This is a genomic window from Burkholderia pseudomultivorans (assembly GCF_001718415.1).
Taxonomy (GTDB): Bacteria; Pseudomonadota; Gammaproteobacteria; order Burkholderiales; family Burkholderiaceae; genus Burkholderia; species Burkholderia pseudomultivorans_A.
This window is the reverse complement of record NZ_CP013377.1, coordinates 1,559,411-1,577,931: the sequence shown is the minus strand read 5'-3', so window position 1 is coordinate 1,577,931 and position 18,521 is coordinate 1,559,411. Positions and strand designations below refer to the sequence as shown.

Annotated in this window: 17 protein-coding genes; 10 read left to right on the top strand and 7 right to left on the bottom strand. The window is 70.5% G+C overall.

The window, feature by feature from the left end:
- Window positions 1-233: 233 nt before the first annotated feature.
- The 4 genes from WS57_RS06655 to WS57_RS06640 all read left to right on the top strand — a co-directional run bounded on the left by WS57_RS06655 (window position 234) and on the right by WS57_RS06640 (window position 3,968).
- Entirely contained in the window at window positions 234-2,207 is a 1,974-nt protein-coding gene (locus WS57_RS06655; protein WP_069243926.1) for a hybrid sensor histidine kinase/response regulator, read from the top strand.
- A 53-nt stretch (window positions 2,208-2,260) separates the two neighbouring features.
- The gene (locus WS57_RS06650) at window positions 2,261-2,635 is read left to right on the top strand and encodes a BON domain-containing protein (RefSeq protein ID WP_060300524.1); all 375 of its coding nucleotides are present in this window, start codon (window positions 2,261-2,263) and stop codon (window positions 2,633-2,635) included.
- An 81-nt stretch (window positions 2,636-2,716) separates the two neighbouring features.
- Window positions 2,717-3,262, top strand: coding sequence for a hypothetical protein (locus tag WS57_RS06645; RefSeq protein ID WP_040129243.1), 546 nt, complete (start codon window positions 2,717-2,719; stop codon window positions 3,260-3,262).
- 52 nt (window positions 3,263-3,314) lie between these two features.
- A complete protein-coding gene (locus tag WS57_RS06640; protein ID WP_059515521.1) occupies window positions 3,315-3,968 on the top strand; it encodes a DUF4142 domain-containing protein in 654 nt (217 codons plus the stop codon).
- A gap of 49 nt (window positions 3,969-4,017) precedes the next feature.
- Here WS57_RS06640 and WS57_RS06635 read toward each other — a convergent pair whose 3' ends face one another.
- The 3 genes from WS57_RS06635 to WS57_RS06625 form a co-directional block, all read right to left on the bottom strand.
- Complete coding sequence (locus tag WS57_RS06635; protein ID WP_069243925.1) at window positions 4,018-4,518, bottom strand: PRC-barrel domain-containing protein; 501 nt, start codon at window positions 4,516-4,518, stop codon at window positions 4,018-4,020.
- Between the two features lie 94 nt (window positions 4,519-4,612).
- Window positions 4,613-5,044, bottom strand: a complete 432-nt coding sequence (locus WS57_RS06630; RefSeq protein WP_009694190.1) for a CBS domain-containing protein — start codon at window positions 5,042-5,044, stop codon at window positions 4,613-4,615.
- 341 nt (window positions 5,045-5,385) lie between these two features.
- The gene (locus WS57_RS06625) at window positions 5,386-5,619 is read right to left on the bottom strand and encodes a hypothetical protein (protein WP_060237990.1); all 234 of its coding nucleotides are present in this window, start codon (window positions 5,617-5,619) and stop codon (window positions 5,386-5,388) included.
- Window positions 5,620-5,768: 149 nt separating this feature from the next.
- Between WS57_RS06625 and WS57_RS06620 the strand changes: the two genes are divergently transcribed.
- From WS57_RS06620 to WS57_RS06600, 5 genes are all read left to right on the top strand, one after another.
- A complete protein-coding gene (locus WS57_RS06620; RefSeq protein WP_060237989.1) occupies window positions 5,769-6,068 on the top strand; it encodes a hypothetical protein in 300 nt (99 codons plus the stop codon).
- A 308-nt stretch (window positions 6,069-6,376) separates the two neighbouring features.
- Window positions 6,377-6,688 carry a hypothetical protein gene (locus WS57_RS06615; RefSeq protein WP_009690260.1) on the top strand — a complete coding sequence of 104 codons (312 nt, stop codon included), beginning with the start codon at window positions 6,377-6,379 and terminating at the stop codon, window positions 6,686-6,688.
- 200 nt (window positions 6,689-6,888) lie between these two features.
- The gene (locus tag WS57_RS06610) at window positions 6,889-7,767 is read left to right on the top strand and encodes a MipA/OmpV family protein (RefSeq protein WP_009690261.1); all 879 of its coding nucleotides are present in this window, start codon (window positions 6,889-6,891) and stop codon (window positions 7,765-7,767) included.
- Between the two features lie 108 nt (window positions 7,768-7,875).
- A complete protein-coding gene (locus WS57_RS06605) occupies window positions 7,876-9,573 on the top strand; it encodes a VRR-NUC domain-containing protein (RefSeq protein WP_069243924.1) in 1,698 nt (565 codons plus the stop codon).
- Window positions 9,570-11,870 (top strand): ATP-dependent DNA helicase, encoded by a 2,301-nt coding sequence (locus WS57_RS06600; protein WP_069243923.1) that lies wholly within the window; start codon window positions 9,570-9,572, stop codon window positions 11,868-11,870. Before WS57_RS06605 ends, WS57_RS06600 begins: the two co-directional genes overlap by 4 nt.
- Window positions 11,871-11,898: 28 nt before the next feature.
- Here WS57_RS06600 and WS57_RS06595 read toward each other — a convergent pair whose 3' ends face one another.
- The 3 genes from WS57_RS06595 to shiA form a co-directional block, all read right to left on the bottom strand.
- On the bottom strand, window positions 11,899-12,669 hold the full coding sequence (locus tag WS57_RS06595; protein ID WP_040129235.1) for an IclR family transcriptional regulator domain-containing protein: 771 nt from the start codon (window positions 12,667-12,669) through the stop codon (window positions 11,899-11,901).
- Between the two features lie 248 nt (window positions 12,670-12,917).
- On the bottom strand, window positions 12,918-14,219 hold the full coding sequence (locus WS57_RS06590; protein WP_009692605.1) for a UDP-N-acetylglucosamine 1-carboxyvinyltransferase: 1,302 nt from the start codon (window positions 14,217-14,219) through the stop codon (window positions 12,918-12,920).
- Window positions 14,220-14,443: 224 nt separating this feature from the next.
- Window positions 14,444-15,751 carry a shikimate transporter gene (shiA, locus tag WS57_RS06585; protein WP_040129233.1) on the bottom strand — a complete coding sequence of 436 codons (1,308 nt, stop codon included), beginning with the start codon at window positions 15,749-15,751 and terminating at the stop codon, window positions 14,444-14,446.
- A 353-nt stretch (window positions 15,752-16,104) separates the two neighbouring features.
- Between shiA and WS57_RS06580 the strand changes: the two genes are divergently transcribed.
- Window positions 16,105-17,232, top strand: a complete 1,128-nt coding sequence (locus WS57_RS06580) for a 4-hydroxyphenylpyruvate dioxygenase family protein (protein WP_009692602.1) — start codon at window positions 16,105-16,107, stop codon at window positions 17,230-17,232.
- Between the two features lie 39 nt (window positions 17,233-17,271).
- On the opposite strand, the gene WS57_RS06575 is transcribed toward WS57_RS06580, so the two are convergent.
- A complete protein-coding gene (locus WS57_RS06575; RefSeq protein ID WP_059515511.1) occupies window positions 17,272-18,507 on the bottom strand; it encodes an NADH:flavin oxidoreductase in 1,236 nt (411 codons plus the stop codon).
- Window positions 18,508-18,521: the final 14 nt, after the last annotated feature.

The following is an 18,521-nucleotide window of genomic DNA, read 5'->3' as shown; positions in this document are numbered from 1 at the left end:
CGACGCGGAACCGCGCCGATCCTCGCCTCTCTCGCCCGACGCGGAACCCTGTCCGGCGCGCACGTCACGCACGGAAAACCGTCGCAACCGGCCTGAGGTATCGGCGCCACCGCCCCCCGGCGGGTACGTCGTTTGCTTGCGGCTGTTCGCTCGCCCGGCACGCCCGACGGCATGCCGGATTGCCCGAACGGCACGCCGCCGCGTACAGGGAGCCGGTGCGATGCAAGGATGCAATGAGGACCATCACCCGTGAGCTGTTTCGGCAGGGCGCATGGGTCGTGCTCGCCGTCGGGCTGGCGTCCGCGCTCCAGGCGTGGGCGATTCGCCTGGTCGGCATGCATGCGCCGTTTGCGCCGCTGCCTTTCTATGCCGGTGTCGCTGCCGCCGCGTGGTTGACCTCGCTCGCCGGCGGCGTCGCCGCGACCGTCGCCAGCGCGGCCGTGATCGGCGCACTGTGGTGGCGCGATGCGCCGCTGCCGGTGCTGCTCGCCCAGGCGGGCGCGTTCGTCGCGATCTGCTTCGTCGAATGCGCGCTGGTGGCGGCCGTGAAGCCGCTGTTCGCGAACGACGACGCCGGCGACGACGACGCGCGCGTCCCGCACCGCGAACCGGCGCCCGCGTTGCGGCAGCCGGACGACGCGCTGCTGCGCCGCGTGGTCGACGCGTCGCCCGACGCGATCGTCGGCGTCGACGTCGAGCGGCGGATCACGAGCTGGAATCCCGCCGCGCGCAGCCTGTTCGGCGCCGATGCGGACGCGATGATCGGGCGCGACGTGACGTCGCTGATCGTGCCGCGCTGGCTGCGGCGGCATCCGGTCCCCGCATCGTTTGCCGACATGCGCGCGCCGCTCGGGCCGCTCGACGTGCTGTGCGTGCGGCGCGACGGCCGGCGCTTTCGCGCGACCTTCTCCGCGTCGCCGATCGTCGATGCGAGCGGGCGCTGCGACGGCCTGTCGATGACGCTGCGCGAAGCGCGCGAACGCCGTCGCGACGAGCGGCGCTCGCTGCGTTCGCTGCGCGGCGCGCGCGACGCACGCGAGCAGGCCGACACGTCGAACCGGCTGAAGGACGAACTGCTGGCGACGGTATCGCACGAACTGCGCACGCCGCTGAACGTGATCTACGGATGGGTCGAGGTATTGCGCAGCGTCGACGGGCAGGGCTTCGCGCACCAGGCCGTCGACGCGATCGACCGCAGTGCGCGGTCGCTGTCGCGCATGGTCGGCGACCTGCTCGACGCGTCGTCGCTCGCGACGGGCAGGCTGCGCCTGGAGCGCGTGCCGGTCGATCTGGTGCGCATCGTGAACGACGCCGCGCGCGAACTCGGCACGACCGCGCAGGCGCGCGGCGTCGTGCTGACGACCGAATGCGCGATGCCGAGCTGCCTGATTTCGGCGGATGCCGAGCGGCTGCGGCAACTGCTGTCGAACCTGTTGTCCAACGCGATCAAGTTCACGCCGTCGGGCGGCCACATCACCGTGGGGCTCACGCGCGCGGGCGCCAACGTGCGACTGTCGGTGGCCGACACCGGGCAGGGCATCGCGCCCGAATACCTGCCGCATCTGTTCGATACGTTCAGCCGCTCCGGCAATGCGCCCGCGTCGCCGCAGCGCGGGCTCGGGCTCGGCCTGTCGATCGTGCGCAATATCGCGCAGCTGCACGGCGGCGCGGTGGCGGCCAGCAGCGAAGGCGTCGGGCACGGCACGACGATCACCGTCACGCTGCCCGCCGGCTGGGAGCACGACGATCCCGTCGTGCGGGGCCGCGCGAGCGGCGAGCTCCCGGCCGTCGCGCTCGACCACCAGCGCGTGCTCGTCGTCGACGACGATCCGACGACGCGCGCGAGCGTGGCCGCGGCGCTGGAAACGCTCGGCGCGAAGGTGTCGACCGCGCGCTCGGGGCACGATGCGCTGACCGTGGTCGAGCGCGATCCGCCGACCGTCGTGCTGTCGGATCTCGCGATGCCGGACGGCGACGGCTACTGGCTGCTCGACCGCATCCGCCAGTTGCCGGATGGCGTCGGCCGGCTGCCGGTCGTGGCGGTGACCGCGCATGCAGGCGTCGCGGATCGCAACCGCGTGATGGCGGCCGGCTTCGACGCGTATCTGTGCAAGCCGGTCGACATGCCGACGCTGGCGAGCGTGATCGTCGACGTCGCGCCCGACCGCGCAAAAGACGACAGCGACGGAGCCGGCCCCCACCGGTGATGCGCCGGTGCGTGGCGCGCCGGCGGCGCCCGCGGCCCGGCAAAGGAGGCACCATGAAGCGAACGGAAAACATCCGCGGACGCGCGCCGGTTGCGGCGATCGCGAGCATACTGATGCTGTCGTGTGCAGGAATCGCCGTACCTCGCCACGCATCGGCCGGGGAGGGCGCCGGTGCGAAGCTCGCGAGCGAGGCGTCGGCCGTCGGCGGCCAGATCCGCGATGCGACGCTCGCCTCGCGCGTCCGGGCGGCGCTCGTCGCGGAGCGCGGCCTCGCGTCCGGCGACATCGACGTGCAGGTCCACGGCCGCGTGGCCGAGTTGACGGGCACTGTGCCCGACGAACGGCAGCGCGCGACGGCGATCCGCGTGGCACACGACGTCGACGGCGTACGCGGCGTGCGCGACAGGCTGCAGATACGCCGGAAGTAACGTGATGCGCGGGTCAGCGCCGGACCGGTCGGGCGTCGCGCGCCCTGCGGTCCTGCGCGGCACCGGGCAGGAGGGTTCGACATGGACACGATCATCGCGGGCCGTTTCTCGACGCTCGAACAGGCGGAGCGCTGCGCGCAGCAGCTGCGCGGCCACGCCATGCATCGGGACGACGTGAAGGTCTTCTTTCTCAATCCGCCCGGACAGCATGCGCTGTTCTGGCTCGGCGGCGACGCCTATGCGGATTCCGCCGCGCGCCCGGGCGGCATCGGCGCGCTGGAGGGCGTGGGCGTCGGTGCGATCGTCGGGCTGGTCGGGGCCGGGCTGTTGTATCTGGGCGGGCTCCATTCGCCGCTCGCGTGGATCGGGGTGCCGCTCGTCGGCGGCTACGTCGGCGCATTGTGCGGCGCGCTCGGGCGGATGGACGGCGATGCGCCGGAAGGGCACGGCGCGCTGCGCGAATGCGAGAACGGCGTCGTGCTGGCCGCGCACGTGACGCGGCGCACGGAGACGTTCGCGCAGCGCACGCTGCTGGCCTGCGGCGCGCTGTCGGTCGAGCGCGTCGAAGGCGCATGGCAGCGCGGCGCGTGGACCGATTTCTTCACGTCCGCGCATCGGCCCGCATGACGGCGCAGCCCTGCGGCGCGTCGGCCGCCGCGTCGCGACACCGGGAGGCCGGATGAAGCCGGACGATAAGCGCGACGACGCGCATCGTCCGGTCGCACGCGTGCGGCGTGCGATCGCGTCGGCCTTGCTGGCAGTCGCCGGCGCCGCGCTGTCGAGCGCGTCGCCGCATGCCGAGGCACAGACGCCGCCCGCGTCGTCGACGCAGGTCGCGCCGGGCGTGGTGCGCCCCGGCCCGACCCGCGACGAAGCGGACATGACGCGCCGGCCGACCGGCATCGATGCGGAATTCGTCGACAAGGCCGCGATGATCGGCAAGACCGTCGTCCAGGCGAGCCGGCTCGCGCTCGATCGCTCCGCGAATCGGCAGGTGAAGGCGTTCGCGCAGCGGATGGTCGACGACCACGAACGCATCGCGGGTACGCTGCGGCAAATCGGTGCGGACAAAGGCGTGCCGGTGCAGACGCGGATGCTCGTGGATCCGGCGCTCACGGCGCTGCGCAAACGCAGCGGACCGGCGTTCGATGCGGGCTATCTCGAGCTCGCGGGCCCGCGCGCGCACGAGGCGGCGATTCGCGTGTACGAGGCCGAGGCGCGCGACGGGCGCGATTCGCAGCTTCGCGCGTTCGCGACGAGCACGGTGCCGGCGCTCCGCGCACATCTCGCCGCAGCGCGCCAGCTTGCGCGGAAGATCGGCGCGACGCACTGACGGCCGCGCCGGTGCGAAGGAAAGCCGGCCGCGTCGCCGAGCCGGCGGCTCAATTCCGGCGCGGCTCGTCTTCCGGGCCGCCCGGCGACGCCTCGTACGGCGGCGAGTCGAAGTCCGTTTCACCTTCCTCGATCAGCCAGTACGGCGGGCTGCCGTAATACGCGTGCAGCGCCTCGGCCCAGGCCGGGTCCGCCATCGCGGGCCAGCGGTCCTTCGAGAAGCCCGGCGCGGCGCGCACGCGGTCGGTGTCGACCGGCAACACGAAACACTTGCGCTCGACGTCGAGCGCCAGCACGTTCCACGGGACCGCGAGCAGCTTGTCGCCGATCCCGGCCAGGCCGCCCGACGACACGACCGCATAGGCGACGCATCCGGAGCGAACATCGAGCATGATGTCCGCGATCTTGCCGACGTCGTCGCCGTCCATCGTCAGCACGCGATCGCCGGTCAGCGTGCCGGCGGCCATCACGTCCGGCCCCGGCCCGCGCGGCGTGCGCCGGCTGGCGCCGACGATCTGCGCGCCGTCGCGAGACTGTCTGTCCGTAGTCATCGAAAACCTCCTGGTCGAAGCGGCGCGCGCTGCCGTCGCCGGTGCACGCCGGGCCGAAGATCGGCCGAAGTCGCGAACGCGGGCCGCTGCGCGATCAGCGACGTCGCGGCAGCGAGACGTCCTCGAGCGTGTTGGCCAGTTCGTCGCGCTCGGCGCCACCGGCCCGCGTCGCGATGTCGCCGAGCGACACCATGCCGACGAGCTTCAGGTTGCGGTCGAGCACCGGCATCCGGTGCAACTGCACGTCGGCCATCCGCTGCTGGACGTCGCCCACGCCGTCGTCCTCGACGCACCATTGCACGGGCGCGGATGCGACCGCGCGCACCGGCGTGTCGGGCGAATGTCCGTGCGACAGCGCGCGCACCGCGAGGTCGCGGTCCGTCACGATCGCGACCAGTTCGGCGCCGTCGCACACCGGCAGCACGCCGACGTCGAAGCGCTGCATCAATTCCGCTGCTCGGCGAATCGTGTCGGTGGGCGCGACGCATACCACGTCGCGCGACATGATCTCGTTGACGCGATACATGAACGCCTCCTTGATGAGCCGGACGATCGGCAAGCAGGCAACGTGCCGCAAGCGTCGGGCGCGCGTCGGGCCGCGCCGCCGAGGGGACGGAGAAATTTGCCAGCCGGCTTGTACATCTTCCACGGCACACCGCCGTGGCCGGGCCGTCGGCGTCGGTCAGTGTCCGACGCCCGTCATCGCGACGATCGCGAGCACCACGGCGCTCTCGATTGCCGCCAGCGCCGCGACGCTGGCGGCGCCGCTGACTTCCTGCCATCTGCGTTTGATGCGGTTCATCGCTTCACTCCGGATGTCGCCGGCCCGGCGACGCGCCGCCGCGCATCGCGGACCGGTTGCCGCCGTCAGCCGTGATCGCGGGGCGGGGGCGGGGCGTCCGGCGTGCGCTGCTTGCGCTCGCCGGACGGTCTGGCGGGGTCGATACGCGTCCCGCCGCCGACGGCGGGCGGGTCGCTGGCCGGAAACGTTTCTTCGAGCCCTTCGTCGATGCGCTCTTCCGTCTTGTCGTCGGAAGGCGGGCGCGGCTGGCCGGCGGCCGCTGACACGGCGTCGCGGTTGCCGGTGGCGTGAACGGTCATGATCGAAACCTCCTTGTCGATGACGAAAGGCGCAAGCGTCGTGCCCGCGCGGGCGCCGCGGCACAGCGCTTGCGCGCCCCGGCGATCGGCGGGGGCGCGCCGGGGGCATGACGAGCACGCCCCGCCGGCGTGAACGTGAGGACATCGAGATGAATGCACCCAAGGAAAGAATACGTTACGACGCGAACGTATGCGGCGGCGATTTCGCGCATGTTCGCGAGCGTTTCGAGACGTGGAAGCGCGAATCGCTGGTCTATCGGCCCGAGCGGCGGATGTTCGACGGCAAGGACGAGGTTCGTCAGATGAACGACACAGTCTACGAAGGCCCGGAGAGCGCCCAGCGTGCGCTGATCGCGCAGTGCGATCCGTCCGATCCGTTCGCGCTGGCCGTGCGGCTGACCGCGGAAGGGCGCAATATGTGGCTCGTGATGGCCGCCTACGACGACTGACCGGCACGCGACCGGCACACCCTTGCGCGGGGGAGCAGGCACGTCGCTTGCGCACGTCGCCGCGCCATCGACACGCGCGAGCCGTCGCGCAGGAGAGTCATGAACACGCGATCCATGCTGCACCGCCCCGAACCGACGCCCGACGACTATCCCGAGCCGACGCCGCCCGGGCACGACGACCCGGTCGATCCGCCCGTGCCCGTCGGCCCGCCGCACGGCGATCCCCCGTCGCAACCGCCGCCGATGCGGATGCCGGGCGGGAACGGCGCGCCGCAGCCGGCCGCGCGAACCCTGAAAGGAGGACCACCATGGACATTCACGTGCAATCGCCCGACAAGCGCGCGATCGCTCAGGTGCTGGGCCGCTATTTCGAGTCGCGCTCGTTGCGCTATCACATCGAGGAACTGCCGGGCGGCGTGCTGCACATCGGTTTCCGTGCCAGCGGCCGCCCGGTTGCCGTCACCGTGTCGTTCGACGACAACGCGTACGACACCTATACGCACTGGGACGCGAGCCAGAAGCAGCTCGCGCTCGGCCGGCTCGCCGACGGCTTCGCGCAGATGATGGCGAAGCGCAGCCCCGCCGCGCTGGCCGGCGACTACCACGTCGAGCGGTTCTGAACCCCGCTCCGTTCCCGCGTCGAGAACCGGCAAAGTGCCCATATGCCGCGGGCGCTTTGCGTCTGTGCGCGTCGCGCGTAGGATATTCACTTATTCAGCGCATGCTGCAATCGCGCGAGCGGTCGTCCGCGAGGACGGCCGCCCGCGTGCGGCGTGCGTGCCTTTCGTTCATTCTGTGCAATCGACGGAGATCGACCCTCATGGCCCCTGTACGCCCGCTGCTGTCACCCGGCGCTCGCCGGTTCGTATCCGGACTGTCGACGCTCGCCGCGTTCGCTGCCGTCGGAGCCCGCGACGCGTCGGCGCAGACGCCGTCGCCGCTCGGCGAGTGGCAGTATTCGGCGGGCGTGCCGCTACGGAAGCTGTACGAACCGACGCCGTCGACGTGGGACGTGAGCGTCGGCGCCGCGATGACGCTGCAGCCGCGTTATGCGGGCTCCGACCGCTATCGCGTGATGGGCGGGCCGAATCTCGACGTTCGCTATCGGGACCTGTTCTTCCTGTCGACCGGCGAGGGCCTCGGCGCGAATGTGCTGCGCGGGCCGAACTGGCGCGTGAGCCTGTCGGTCGGCTACGACCTCGGCCGGCGGTCGGCCGACGATCTCGACCACCTGAACGGCCTCGACAACATCAACGCCGCGCCCGTGATGAAGCTGGCGGCCGACTACGTGATCTCGAAGGACTTTCCGCTGGTGCTGCGCGCGGACGTGCGGCGCAGCATCGGCGGCTCGAACGGCTGGGTCGGCGATTTTTCCGCGTACATGCCGATGCCGGGCAGCAACGAGCACTTCTTCTGGTTTGCCGGGCCGACCGTATCGTGGGCCGATTCGCGCTACATGAACAGCTGGTTCGGCGTGAACCAGGGCGCCGCCGCGCGCTCGGGGCTGCCCGCGTATTCGTCCGGCGCGGGCTTCAAGTCGGTCGGCGCGGGCGTGACGATGGTCTGGTTCGTGAACAAGCACTGGTTCGTGACGATGGACGGCGCGATCGAGAAACTGGTCGGCCGCGCGGCGCGCAGCCCGATCACGCAGCAGTCGGCGAACGGCGTGTTCGACATGTCGGTGAATTACCAGTTCTGAACCGCACGGGGCGCGCCGACGCGGGACAAAACCCGCGCGCGGCGGGCGTTGCGGCCGTCACATTTGCTATGATTCGAACCTGTACAAACGTACAGTGATCGAATTTCCGTGACGCCATCCTCGCCGACGCCGCCGGCGTTTTATTACCTGACCAATTTCGAACGCGCGCTGGCCTGGCTCGGCGAGCGCTACGACGACCTGCTCGACGATGCCGAGCACGCATTCCTGCGGCATTTCCCGACGCTGCCGCAGGCGTCGCGCGCGCTGCTCGTGCGGATGCTGATGCGCAACGGCGCCGATTTTCGCGCAAGCAAGCTCGTGTACGACGAGATCGGCTGCCCGCTCGAAGCGGCCGAACCGCTCGTCGCGCTCGGCTGGGTCGATCCCGCGCCCGCGTTGACGCTCGACGCGCTGTTCGCGCTGTCGACCAAGGCCGATCTGCTGCGGATCTTTCCGTCGCTCGCCGCGCATGCGGCCGAGCGCAAGCCGGAATGGCTCGAACGGCTGCGGCCCGCGCACGATGCCGCACAGCCGCTCGACGCGTGGTGCCCGACGGCCGGCGACCGCGTGCTGCGCGTGACGGTCGGCGCGCTCTGCGACCGGCTGCGGCTGATGTTCTTCGGCAATCTTCATCAGGACTGGAGCGAATTCGTACTCGCCGATCTCGGCGTGTTCCAGTACGAAAGCGTGCCGTTCGCGCCGTCGTCGCGCGCGTTCCGGCAGCGCGGCGACATCGACGCCTATCTCGCGCTGCACGCATGCCGCGATGCTCTCGATGCATGGCCCGACGAGTTGCCGTTCGACGCGCTGCTGCACGCGATCGACACGGTGGACTGCGCGGCCCAGCCGTGGCTCGCGACGCGTCGCGCGAAGCTGCTGTTCTCGCTCGGGCAGGCGGCCGAGCGCCGCGCCGACTGGGACGCCGCGCTCGACGCGTATGCGCGCAGCGCGTGGCCGGGCAGCCGCCACCGGCGCATTCGCGTGCTCGAACGCTGCGGACGCGATGCGGACGCGCTGGCGCTGGCGCTCGACGCGCGCCGCGGTTTCGAAAGCGACGAGGAGCGCCAGCGTGTCGAACGCATGCTGCCGCGCCTGCAGCGCCGCGCCGGGCAGCCGGTGGAACGCGCGGCCGCGGCGCCGGACGTGCCGCGCGAGACGCTGGTGCTGGCTCGCCCCGACGCATTCGTCAGCGTCGAGTTCGCGGTGCGCGATCATCTCGCGCAGCCCGGCGCGCCGGTTCACTACGTCGAGAACACGCTGATCAATTCGCTGTTCGGGCTGCTGTGCTGGGAACCGGTGTTCGCGGCCGTGCCCGGCGCATTCTTCCACCCGTTCCAGCGCGGGCCGGCCGATCTGCATGCGCCCGATTTCGCCGCGCGCCGCGCGGACGCGTTCGCCGCCTGCTTCGCGCAACTCGATTCGGGCGCCTATCGCGAAACGATACGCCGCCACTATGCGACGAAGATGGGGCTGCAGTCGCCGTTCGTGTTCTGGGGCGTGCTCGGCGACGAACTGCTCGACCAAGCGCTCGCCTGCCTGCCGCCCGCACACCTGCGGCTGTGGTTCGAGCGCCTGCTCGCGGACATCCGCAGCAACCGCTCGGGGCTGCCCGATCTGGTGCGCTTCTGGCCCGACGAGCGGCGCTACGAGCTGATCGAAGTGAAGGGCCCGGGCGACCGGCTGCAGGACAACCAGACGCGCTGGCTCGCGTACTGCGTCGCGCACGGGATCCCGGTGCGCGTCGTCGACGTCGAATGGGCCGGTGCGAGCGTCGCGCCCACGGCCGCGATGGGGCTGTCCGCATGAGCTATGTGGTCGCGGTGCGGGCGATGTGCGAGTTCACCGCGCGGCGCGGCGATCTCGACCTGCGCTTCACGCCCGCGCCGACCGCGCTCGAAGGCATTGCCGGCCACGGCGTGGTGACGTCGAACCGCGGCGCGCGCTACGAGACCGAGATCGCGCTGACCGGCAGCTGGGGCACGCTTACCGTGCGCGGCCGCGCGGACGGCTACGATCCGGTGTCGAACCGTCTCGAGGAAATCAAGACCTATCGCGGCAGCCTCGACGCGATGCCCGCGAACCATCGCGCGCTGCACTGGGCACAGGCGAAGGTCTACGCGCATCTGATGTGCGCTGCGCGCGGTCTCGCGGAAATCGACGTCGCGCTCGTCTACTTCGACATCGTGTCGGAACGCGAGACCGTGCTGACCGAGACGCTGAGCGCAAGCGCGCTCGCGGCGTTCTTCGCGGAGCAGTGCGCCTGCTTCGTCGGCTGGGCCGAGCGCGAGACCGCCCACCGTGCGGCCCGCGACGCGGCGCTGCGCGCGCTTGCGTTTCCGCACGGGCGGTTTCGCAGCGGACAGCGCGAGCTGGCCGTGTCCGTCTATCGCGCGGCCCGCGACGAACGCTGCCTGATCGCGCAGGCGCCGACCGGCATCGGCAAGACGCTCGGCACCGTGTTTCCGCTGCTGAAGGCATGCGGCGAGGGCGAGATCGACCATGTGTTCTTCCTGACCGCGAAGACGCCCGGGCGCGCGCTCGCGCTCGAAGCGGCGGCCATGCTCGGCGCCGGCACGCCGGCGCTGCCGCTGCGCGTGCTGGAACTCGTCGCGCGCGACAAGGCCTGCGAGCATCCGGACAAGGCCTGCCACGGCGAGTCGTGCCCGCTCGCGCAGGGCTTCTACGACCGGCTGCCGGCCGCGCGCGACGCCGCGATCGGCGCGGGGCTGCTCGATCGTGACACGGTGCGCGCGGCCGCGCTCGCGCACGACATCTGCCCGTACTACCTCGCGCAGGAACTGGCGCGCTGGTCCGACATGGTGATCGGCGATTACAACTACTACTACGACGGCAGCGCGATGCTGCATACGCTCGCCCAGCAGAACCAGTGGCGCATCGGCGTGCTCGTCGACGAGGCGCACAACCTGCTGGACCGCGCGCGCAAGATGTACAGCGCGTCGCTCGACCCGTTCGCATTCGCCGCCGCGCGCGAGGCCGCGCCGGCGGCATTGCGCAAGGCGTTCGACCGGCTCGCGCGCGCGTGGGGCGCGCTGAATCGCGCTCAGGCCGAGCGCTACGCCGCCTATCCGGATATCCCCGGGCCGATCGTGTCGGCCGTGCAGAACCTCGTCGCGGCGATCGGCGAGCACCTGGCCGATGCGCCGCGCGCGAACGGCGACGCGCTGCTGCGCTTTCATTTCGACGCGATCCAGTTCGGCGTGCTCGCCGATGCGTTCGACAGCGCATCGATCTTTGACGCGACGCTGCACGGCGAGCCGCTGCCGCGCCAGCCGGCGCTCGACGGCGTCGTGCCCGCAGGCCGGCGGCGGCGCGTGCAGTCGACGCTGTGCGTGCGCAACGTGATCCCGGCCGGTTTTCTCGCGCCGCGCTACGACGCCGCACGTGCGACCGTGCTGTTCTCCGGCACGCTGAGCCCGTTCCATTTCTACCGCGACACGCTCGGGCTGCCCGCCGACACGGGCTGGCTCGACGTCGACGGGCCGTTCCGTGCGGAACAGCTGACGGTGCGCGTCGCGAGCCACGTGTCGACGCGCTGGCGCGATCGCGACCGCTCGCTCGAACCGATCGCGGACCTGATCGCCGCGCAGTATGCGACACGGCCCGGCAACTATCTCGGTTTCCTGAGCAGCTTCGACTACCTGCAGCGCGTGGTGTCGCTGATGCAGGTGCGTCATCCGGACGTGCCCGTATGGGCGCAGGCGCCCGGCATGGCCGAGAGCGAGCGCGACGCGTTTCTCGCGCGCTTCGACGCAGGCGGCCGCGGCGTCGGCTTTGCGGTGCTCGGCGGCGCATTCTCGGAGGGCGTGGATCTCGTCGGCGAGCGGCTGATCGGCGCGTTCATCGCGACGCTCGGGCTACCGCAGGTCAACGACGTCAACGAGCAGATGCGGCGCGCGATGGACGCGCGCTTCGGCAACGGCTACGACTACATGTATCTGTATCCGGGCCTGCAGAAGGTCGTGCAGGCGGCCGGGCGCGTGATTCGCACCGAGCACGACGAAGGCGTCGTGCACCTGATCGACGACCGCTACCGGCGGCGCGAGGTGCGCGACCTGCTGCCGCGGTGGTGGCGGATCGGCTGATGCGGCGGGCGTTCGCGCGCGGCGGGCGCTACAGCACGTTGAGCATTGCGAGCGCGGTTTCCTGCAGATGCGGCAGCACGCGGCGCACGGCCGCGTCGGTCGTTTCCGCGCCGATCGGCATGTTCGTGCTGAGCGCGGCGACGACTTCGCCGTGACGATTCTTCAGCGGCACCGCGATGCCGCGCACGCCCACCTGCAGCTGCTGTTCGATCGCCGCGAAGCCGGCGTCGCGTGCGCGGTCGACCTGTTCGAGCAGGCGCGCCTTGTTGGTGATCGTGTGCGGCGTGAACGGCGGCAGTTCGGTGCTGTCGAGCCAGGCGCGCACGGCTTCGCGATCGGGATGGTGCGCGAGCAGGACGACGCCCGGCGACGTCAGCGGCGCCGGCACGCGCGCGCCGAGCACGAATCCGGTCGTCATCACGCGCGACACGCCGTTGCGCGCGATGAACACCAGCTCCCAGCCGTCGAGCACGCTGACGTACGCCGATTCGTTCAGCGACGCGCTCAGCTGCTGCAGATACGGCTGGACCGTGCGCGGCAGCCGCGCGGAATCGAAATACGACCAGCCGACCCGCAGCACGCGCGGCGTGAGGCCGTACAGCTTGCCGTCGGTATAGACGTAGCCGAGCGATTCGAGCGTCAGCAGGTAGCGCCGCGCGGCCGTGCGCGTGAGGCCGGTGCGCGCGGCGGCCTGGGTGGGCGTCATGCGCGCGTGCTGGCTGTCGAAGGCCTCGAGGATCGCCAGGCCTTTTTCGAGGCCGGCAATCCAGTCGCGTCGGTCGAGTTCGGGCTTTTTCATCGTCTGAGGGCGGCGCAGGGGTGCGCGGTGATCGCGCAGGATTGGGCGATTATCGCGCAGATTCGATGTATCGGATGCGCCGCCTCGACACCGTGCGGCCGGCCGAGCGGCTTTTTGCGATGCCGCCTGCCGGACGATCCTGGCGTCCCGTTGATAGCCCGCGGCATGAAGCGACACGTCGCCGCCGCCGATCGAAGGCGAAAACCGGACGCGGCACGAACCTCATGCGCACCGCATCCGGCACGGCCTTACTCGCCGCTCGTCCACTCCACATTCGCGCCGACCGAACGCAGGTTCTCGACGAAATGCGGGTGCGCGCGGCGGATCGGCAGCGCGTTCATGATTTCCGAGCGGCCTTCGATGCTCGCGGCCACCATCAGCAGCGCGATCGCGACGCGGATGATGTACGGGCTTTCGACACGCGCCGGCGTCAGCTGCAGCCCGCCGAACGTGATCAGCCGGTGCGGGTCCGACAGCAGCACGTGCGCGCCGAACTTCGACAGCTCGCCGGACCAGCCGAGCGCGCCGTCGTAGACCTTGTTCCAGAACATTGCACTGCCTTCCGCGCGCACGCCGAGCGCGATGAAGATCGGCAGCAGGTCGACCGGCAGGTACGGCCACGGCGCAGCCTCGACCTTGGTCAGGATGTTCTGTGTAAACGGCCGGCGCACGCGCAGCGGGCCGTCGCGTTCCGCGCGCGACCAGCCGTCGCGATGCGTGACCTGCACGCCGAATTTCGCGAAGGTGCGGTCGATCAGCGGGAAGTGCTCGGGCGACGAGTTGCGCACGGTAATGTCGCCGCCGGTGATCGCGCCGAGCGCGAGGAACGTCGCGATCTCGTGGAAGTCCTCCGCGAAGCGGAACTCGCCGCCGCCGAGCTTGCGGCCGCCCGTTACGCAGAGCCGCGACGTGCCGAGGCCCTCGATGGCGACGCCGATCATCGCGAGGAACTGGCAGAACTCCTGCACGTGAGGCTCGGAGGCGGCGTTCATCAGCGTCGACGTGCCGTTCGCGGCCGTCGCGCACAGCGCGAAGTTCTCGGTGGTCGTCACCGACGCATAGTCGAGCCAGTGATCGTTGGCCGTCAGCGGGCCGTCGGCGCGGACGATCAGCGAATCGGGCGTGCGCTCGATATGCGCGCCGAAGCGCTCGAACACCTCGACGTGCGGATCGATCTCGCGCACGCCCAGCGTGCAGCCTTTCACGTCGTTCTCGAGGCGCGCGACGCCGAAGCGCGCGAGCAGCGGCGGGATCAGCATGATCGACGAGCGCATCGCTTCCGGCAGCCGATGGACGGCCGGGTCGAAGGTCGTATTGCGGTGATGGAGTTCGAGCAGGCCCGTCGTGAAATCGACCGACACGTCGCTGCCGAGCGTACGGAAGATGTCGAGGATCTTGCGCACGTCGGTGATGTCCGGCACGCCGACGAGCCGCAGCGGCTGGTCGGTCAACAGGGTCGCACACAGGATCGGCAGGACGGCGTTCTTGTTCGCGGACGGCTTGATGTCCCCGCGCAGCGGAGTGCCGCCGTGGACGATGAGATTCGACATGATATGGGGGCGTATCGGGTGACTGACGTAGGCCCATATGATGCCATTGGTCGGCGGCCGGCGTGGAATGTTCGGAGCGGAAAAGGGGCTATCGGCGGGCGGGTTGACAGTGTTTGACCTGTTGCGCGGCACCTTGCGCACGCGCTTGCCCGACGCGCGCCGCGCGCGGGAAAAAGCGACGGCCGGCCGCGACGAGGGCCGGCCGTCGCGTCATCGCAAAGCCGTCACTGCGCGGCCCGCATCCGCGCGGCCACCACCAGCGAGATCAGGCAGCCGGCCGCGAGATAAGCGGCGACGAGGTGCCACGAACCGCCGGCAAGACTGACGAGGCCGACCGCGATGAACGGCGTGAACCCGCCGCCGACGACGCTCGCGAACTGGTAGCCGACGCCCGCGCCGCTGTAACGGTATTCGGCGCCGAACAGTTCCGTGAACAGCGGCTGCTGGACGCTCACGACCATGTCGTGCGCGGCGTTCGCAAGCAGGATCGCGAAGATCACGATCCACGCGATCGATCGCGCTTCCAGCGCGAGGAAGAACGGCACCGCGGACGCGAGGCCGATCAGCGCGCCGATCAGGTAGATGCGGCGCAGGCCGAAGCGGTCGGCCAGCCATGCGAAGCAGGGGATCGTCACGCAGCTGACCGCGCCGACCAGCAGGCCAATGTTCAGGAACAGGTCGCGCGACATGCCGAGGTTCGACGTCGAATAGCTGAGCGCGAACGCGGTGACGATATACATCGTGAACAACTCCGCCAGCCGCAGCGCGACGATCAGCAGGAACGCCTTCGGATGGCGCGTCAGCGCTTCCAGCACCGGCAGGCGCAGCTTGCGGTTGCCGTGCTCGACCTGCTCGACGAACTCCTGCGATTCGTCCATGCTCTTGCGCACCCACAGCCCGATCAGCACCAGCACGATGCTGAACAGGAACGGCAGGCGCCAGCCCCACGACTTGAACGCGGCGTCGCCGAACGTATGGCTCAGGATCGACACGATGCCGGTGGCCAGCACCAGCCCGACGCCGTAGCCGACCTGCACGCCGCTGCTGTAGAACGCCTTCTTCTGCTTCGGCGCGCTCTCGACGGCCATCAGCGCCGCGCCGCCCCATTCGCCGCCGACCGCGAAACCCTGGATCGCGCGCATCAGCACCAGCAGCACGGGCGCCCACCAGCCGATCGTCGCGAACGTCGGCAACAGGCCGATCGCGACCGTCGACAGCCCCATCAGCATCACCGTCAGCACGAGCATCCGCTTGCGGCCGAGGCGGTCGCCGTAGTGGCCGAACACGACGCCGCCGAGCGGGCGGAACAGGAAGCCGACGCCGAAGGTCGCGAACGCCGCGAGCGTGCCCATCGTCGGGCTGACTTTCGGGAAGAACTCGGAGTTGAATACCAGCGCGGCGACGATCCCGTACAGCAGGAAGTCGTACCAGTCGACGACGGCGCCGACAAAGCTGCCGACCGCGGCCTTGCGGGCCTGGCTGCGCGCCCGGCGGCCGGCGGCGGCGTCGAGCGTGTCGAAGGTGGGGGTCATGGCGGTGTCTCCTGGCACGGCGCATCATGGAGCGTGGCGGCGCCGCGTCCGATGCTGCATTGAATCGATGAGTGAACGGAGGATAGGGCGCATGCCGCGCGGCGGCAATTGGCCGATCGGTCAAGGTGGGCGATTATCGTTCAAATCCGTGCGATTATCGAACGCTTTTCGGGTTTGCACTAGGCGCGGCGGCGATATCCCGTTCGGCCAGGGTGTGCCGGCGTGAACGATCTGGTTAAAATCTGCACCATCGAAAACTCGCCCGGTCCGGGCGGAGGCCCGTCGCCGTGTCGACCGGGCGTACCGCACGCGCCGGGCGCCACCCCATCGACCGCATGCCTTCGGAGACTGGAATGCCCGGCAATCCCCACCCACTGTCCAGCGATACGCCGCCCGTCGCCGATCCGGCCGCCAATCCGCTCGGGATGGCCGGGCTGGAGTTCGTCGAGTTCGCCGCGCCGGTGCCGGACGCGCTCGCGCAACGCTTCGAGCAGCTCGGGTTCAAGGCGATCGCACGGCATGTCAGCAAGGCCGTCACGCTGTACCGGCAGGGCCAGATGCATTTCCTGATCAACGCCGAGCCGGATTCGTTCGCCGCGCGTTATGCGGAGGAATACGGGATGGGCGTCTGCGCGATCGGCATTCGCGTGGCCAGCGCGCGGCGCGCGTTCGAGCGCGCGATCGAGCTGGGCGCCTGGGCGTTCGAGGGCGAGCGGGTCGGGGTCGGCGAGCTGAAGATCCCGGCGATCCAGGGCATCGGCGATTCGCACCTCTATTTCGTCGACCGCTGGCGCGGGCGGGACGGCCAGCGCGGCGGCGTCGGCGACATCTCGATCTTCGACATCGATTTCCGGCCGATCGACATCGCCACCGCGCATACCGATCTCGACTGCGCGGGCACGGGGCTGCTGCAGGTCGACCACTTCACGCAGACGGTCGGCGCGGGGCGCATGCAGGAGTGGCTGGACTTCTACCACGACCTGCTGCATTTCCGCGAGATCCATGAAATCGACGCGCACTGGCATGTCTCGGAGGAATCGCGCGTGATGGTGTCGCCGTGCGGCGCGGTGCGCATTCCGGTGTACGAGGAAGGGACGCGGCGCACCGAGCTGATGCACGCGTATCTGCCCGACCATCCGGGCGAGGGCGTACAGCACGTCGCGCTCGCGACCGACGATATCCTGGCGTCCGTCGATGCGCTGCGGGCGAACGGCGTCGAGTTCATCGAGCCGCCCGCGCGCTACTACGACGAGGTCGACGCGCGGCTGCCGGGGCACGGCGTCGATCTCGACGCGCTGCGCCGCCGCGCGGTGCTGGTCGATGGCGAGGTCGACAGCGACGGCGTGCCGCGGCTGTTCTTCCAGACCTTCGTCAAGCGCCGGCCCGGCGAGATCTTCTTCGAGATCGTGCAGCGCAAGGGGCATCACGGGTTCGGCGAAGGCAACCTCGCGGCGCTGGCCCGCGCCCGCGACGCAGGCTGAGCGGTTCCGCCTCGCCCCGGCCGCGTCCTCCCGGATGCATCACGCGCCGGCGGCCGGCACGCGGTTCGGCGCGGGATCGTTCGGCTCGCGCAGCACGCAGGCGGTGCCGCCCGGCGTATACATCGACACGACGCAGCGGTTGCACGACGTGCAGCCCGACTGCGCGAGCCGGCCGTCGCGCAGCCCGTTTACGAAATCCGGGTCGAACACGAGCGCACGGGCGAGCGCGACCGCATCGAAGCCGTCGCGCATCGCCTGCGCGACGTTCTCGCGCGACCGCACGCCGCCGAGATACGCGAGCGGCATCCGGACGGCCGCACGCACCTTGCGCGAGTGCTCGAGGAAATACAGCTCGCGAAACGCGCCCATCTTCGGCTCGGTCAGTTTCTGCAGCGCCATCGCGGCGCGCACGATCGCGTTGTCGGCGTTCGCGCGCGCATCGCCCGGCAGCGGACTGCCGAACAGCTGCCACACCGATTCGACGTTCATTCCGCCGCTGAGCACCAGCAGGTGCGCGCCTTCGGCTTCGAGCCGCCGCGCGATCTCGCACGCGTCGTCGGCAGTCCCGCCGCCGCGTACGCCTTCGGTCACGCCGATCTTGCAGACGACGGCGAGATCGCGGCCTACCGCGTCGAGCACGCGGCGCAGCACCTCGACCGGAAACGCCGCGCGCCGCGCCGCATCGCCGCCGTAGGCGTCGCGGCGGCGGTTGTAGAGCGGCGACAGGAACTGGCTCAGCAGGTAGCCGTGCCCCATGTGGATCTCGACCGCGTCGAAGCCGGCATCGCGCGCATGGCGGGCCGCCTGCGCGAACTCGTCGGCGACGGCCGTCATCTGGTCGCGCGTCATCGCCTGCTTCAGGAAGCGGCCGCTCATCACGCCGACCTTGTTGAAGCCGCCCGACGCGCTCAACGGGCGCTTCGTCGACAGCGACGGCAGGAACGTGAAGCAGCCGCCGTGCGTGATCTGCGCGGAGGCCGCCGCGCCATGACGGTGGACCGCGTCGGTCAGCGCGCGGAAGTGCCGGACCGTCGGCGCGTCGAGCTGCGCCTGGTCGACGAAGGTGCGGCCGTCCGCGCTGATCGCGCAGTACGCGACGGTCGTCAGCGCGGCGCCGCCCTCGGCGATGCGCTCGTGAAACCGCACGAGCGCGCGCGACGGCACGCCGTTCGGCGTCATCCCTTCGTTGGTCGCGGATTTGATCAGGCGATTGCGCAGCGTCAGCGGGCCGATGCGCAGCGGGCTGAACGCGGTGGAGAATTCGGCGGATTCCATGTCGGGCGGCGTCG

What these genes read in the sequence shown, in the direction of transcription:
- WS57_RS06655 (WP_069243926.1), top strand. Translation starts at nt 234, where the DNA reads ATGAGGACCATCACCCGTGAGCTGTTTCGGCAGGGCGCATGGGTCGTG.
- WS57_RS06650 (WP_060300524.1), top strand. Translation starts at nt 2,261, where the DNA reads ATGAAGCGAACGGAAAACATCCGCGGACGCGCGCCGGTTGCGGCGATC.
- WS57_RS06645 (WP_040129243.1), top strand. Translation starts at nt 2,717, where the DNA reads ATGGACACGATCATCGCGGGCCGTTTCTCGACGCTCGAACAGGCGGAG.
- WS57_RS06640 (WP_059515521.1), top strand. Translation starts at nt 3,315, where the DNA reads ATGAAGCCGGACGATAAGCGCGACGACGCGCATCGTCCGGTCGCACGC.
- WS57_RS06635 (WP_069243925.1), bottom strand. Translation starts at nt 4,518, where the DNA reads ATGACTACGGACAGACAGTCTCGCGACGGCGCGCAGATCGTCGGCGCC.
- WS57_RS06630 (WP_009694190.1), bottom strand. Translation starts at nt 5,044, where the DNA reads ATGTATCGCGTCAACGAGATCATGTCGCGCGACGTGGTATGCGTCGCG.
- WS57_RS06625 (WP_060237990.1), bottom strand. Translation starts at nt 5,619, where the DNA reads ATGACCGTTCACGCCACCGGCAACCGCGACGCCGTGTCAGCGGCCGCC.
- WS57_RS06620 (WP_060237989.1), top strand. Translation starts at nt 5,769, where the DNA reads ATGAATGCACCCAAGGAAAGAATACGTTACGACGCGAACGTATGCGGC.
- WS57_RS06615 (WP_009690260.1), top strand. Translation starts at nt 6,377, where the DNA reads ATGGACATTCACGTGCAATCGCCCGACAAGCGCGCGATCGCTCAGGTG.
- WS57_RS06610 (WP_009690261.1), top strand. Translation starts at nt 6,889, where the DNA reads ATGGCCCCTGTACGCCCGCTGCTGTCACCCGGCGCTCGCCGGTTCGTA.
- WS57_RS06600 (WP_069243923.1), top strand. Translation starts at nt 9,570, where the DNA reads ATGAGCTATGTGGTCGCGGTGCGGGCGATGTGCGAGTTCACCGCGCGG.
- WS57_RS06595 (WP_040129235.1), bottom strand. Translation starts at nt 12,669, where the DNA reads ATGAAAAAGCCCGAACTCGACCGACGCGACTGGATTGCCGGCCTCGAA.
- WS57_RS06590 (WP_009692605.1), bottom strand. Translation starts at nt 14,219, where the DNA reads ATGTCGAATCTCATCGTCCACGGCGGCACTCCGCTGCGCGGGGACATC.
- shiA (WP_040129233.1), bottom strand. Translation starts at nt 15,751, where the DNA reads ATGACCCCCACCTTCGACACGCTCGACGCCGCCGCCGGCCGCCGGGCG.
- WS57_RS06580 (WP_009692602.1), top strand. Translation starts at nt 16,105, where the DNA reads ATGCCCGGCAATCCCCACCCACTGTCCAGCGATACGCCGCCCGTCGCC.
- WS57_RS06575 (WP_059515511.1), bottom strand. Translation starts at nt 18,507, where the DNA reads ATGGAATCCGCCGAATTCTCCACCGCGTTCAGCCCGCTGCGCATCGGC.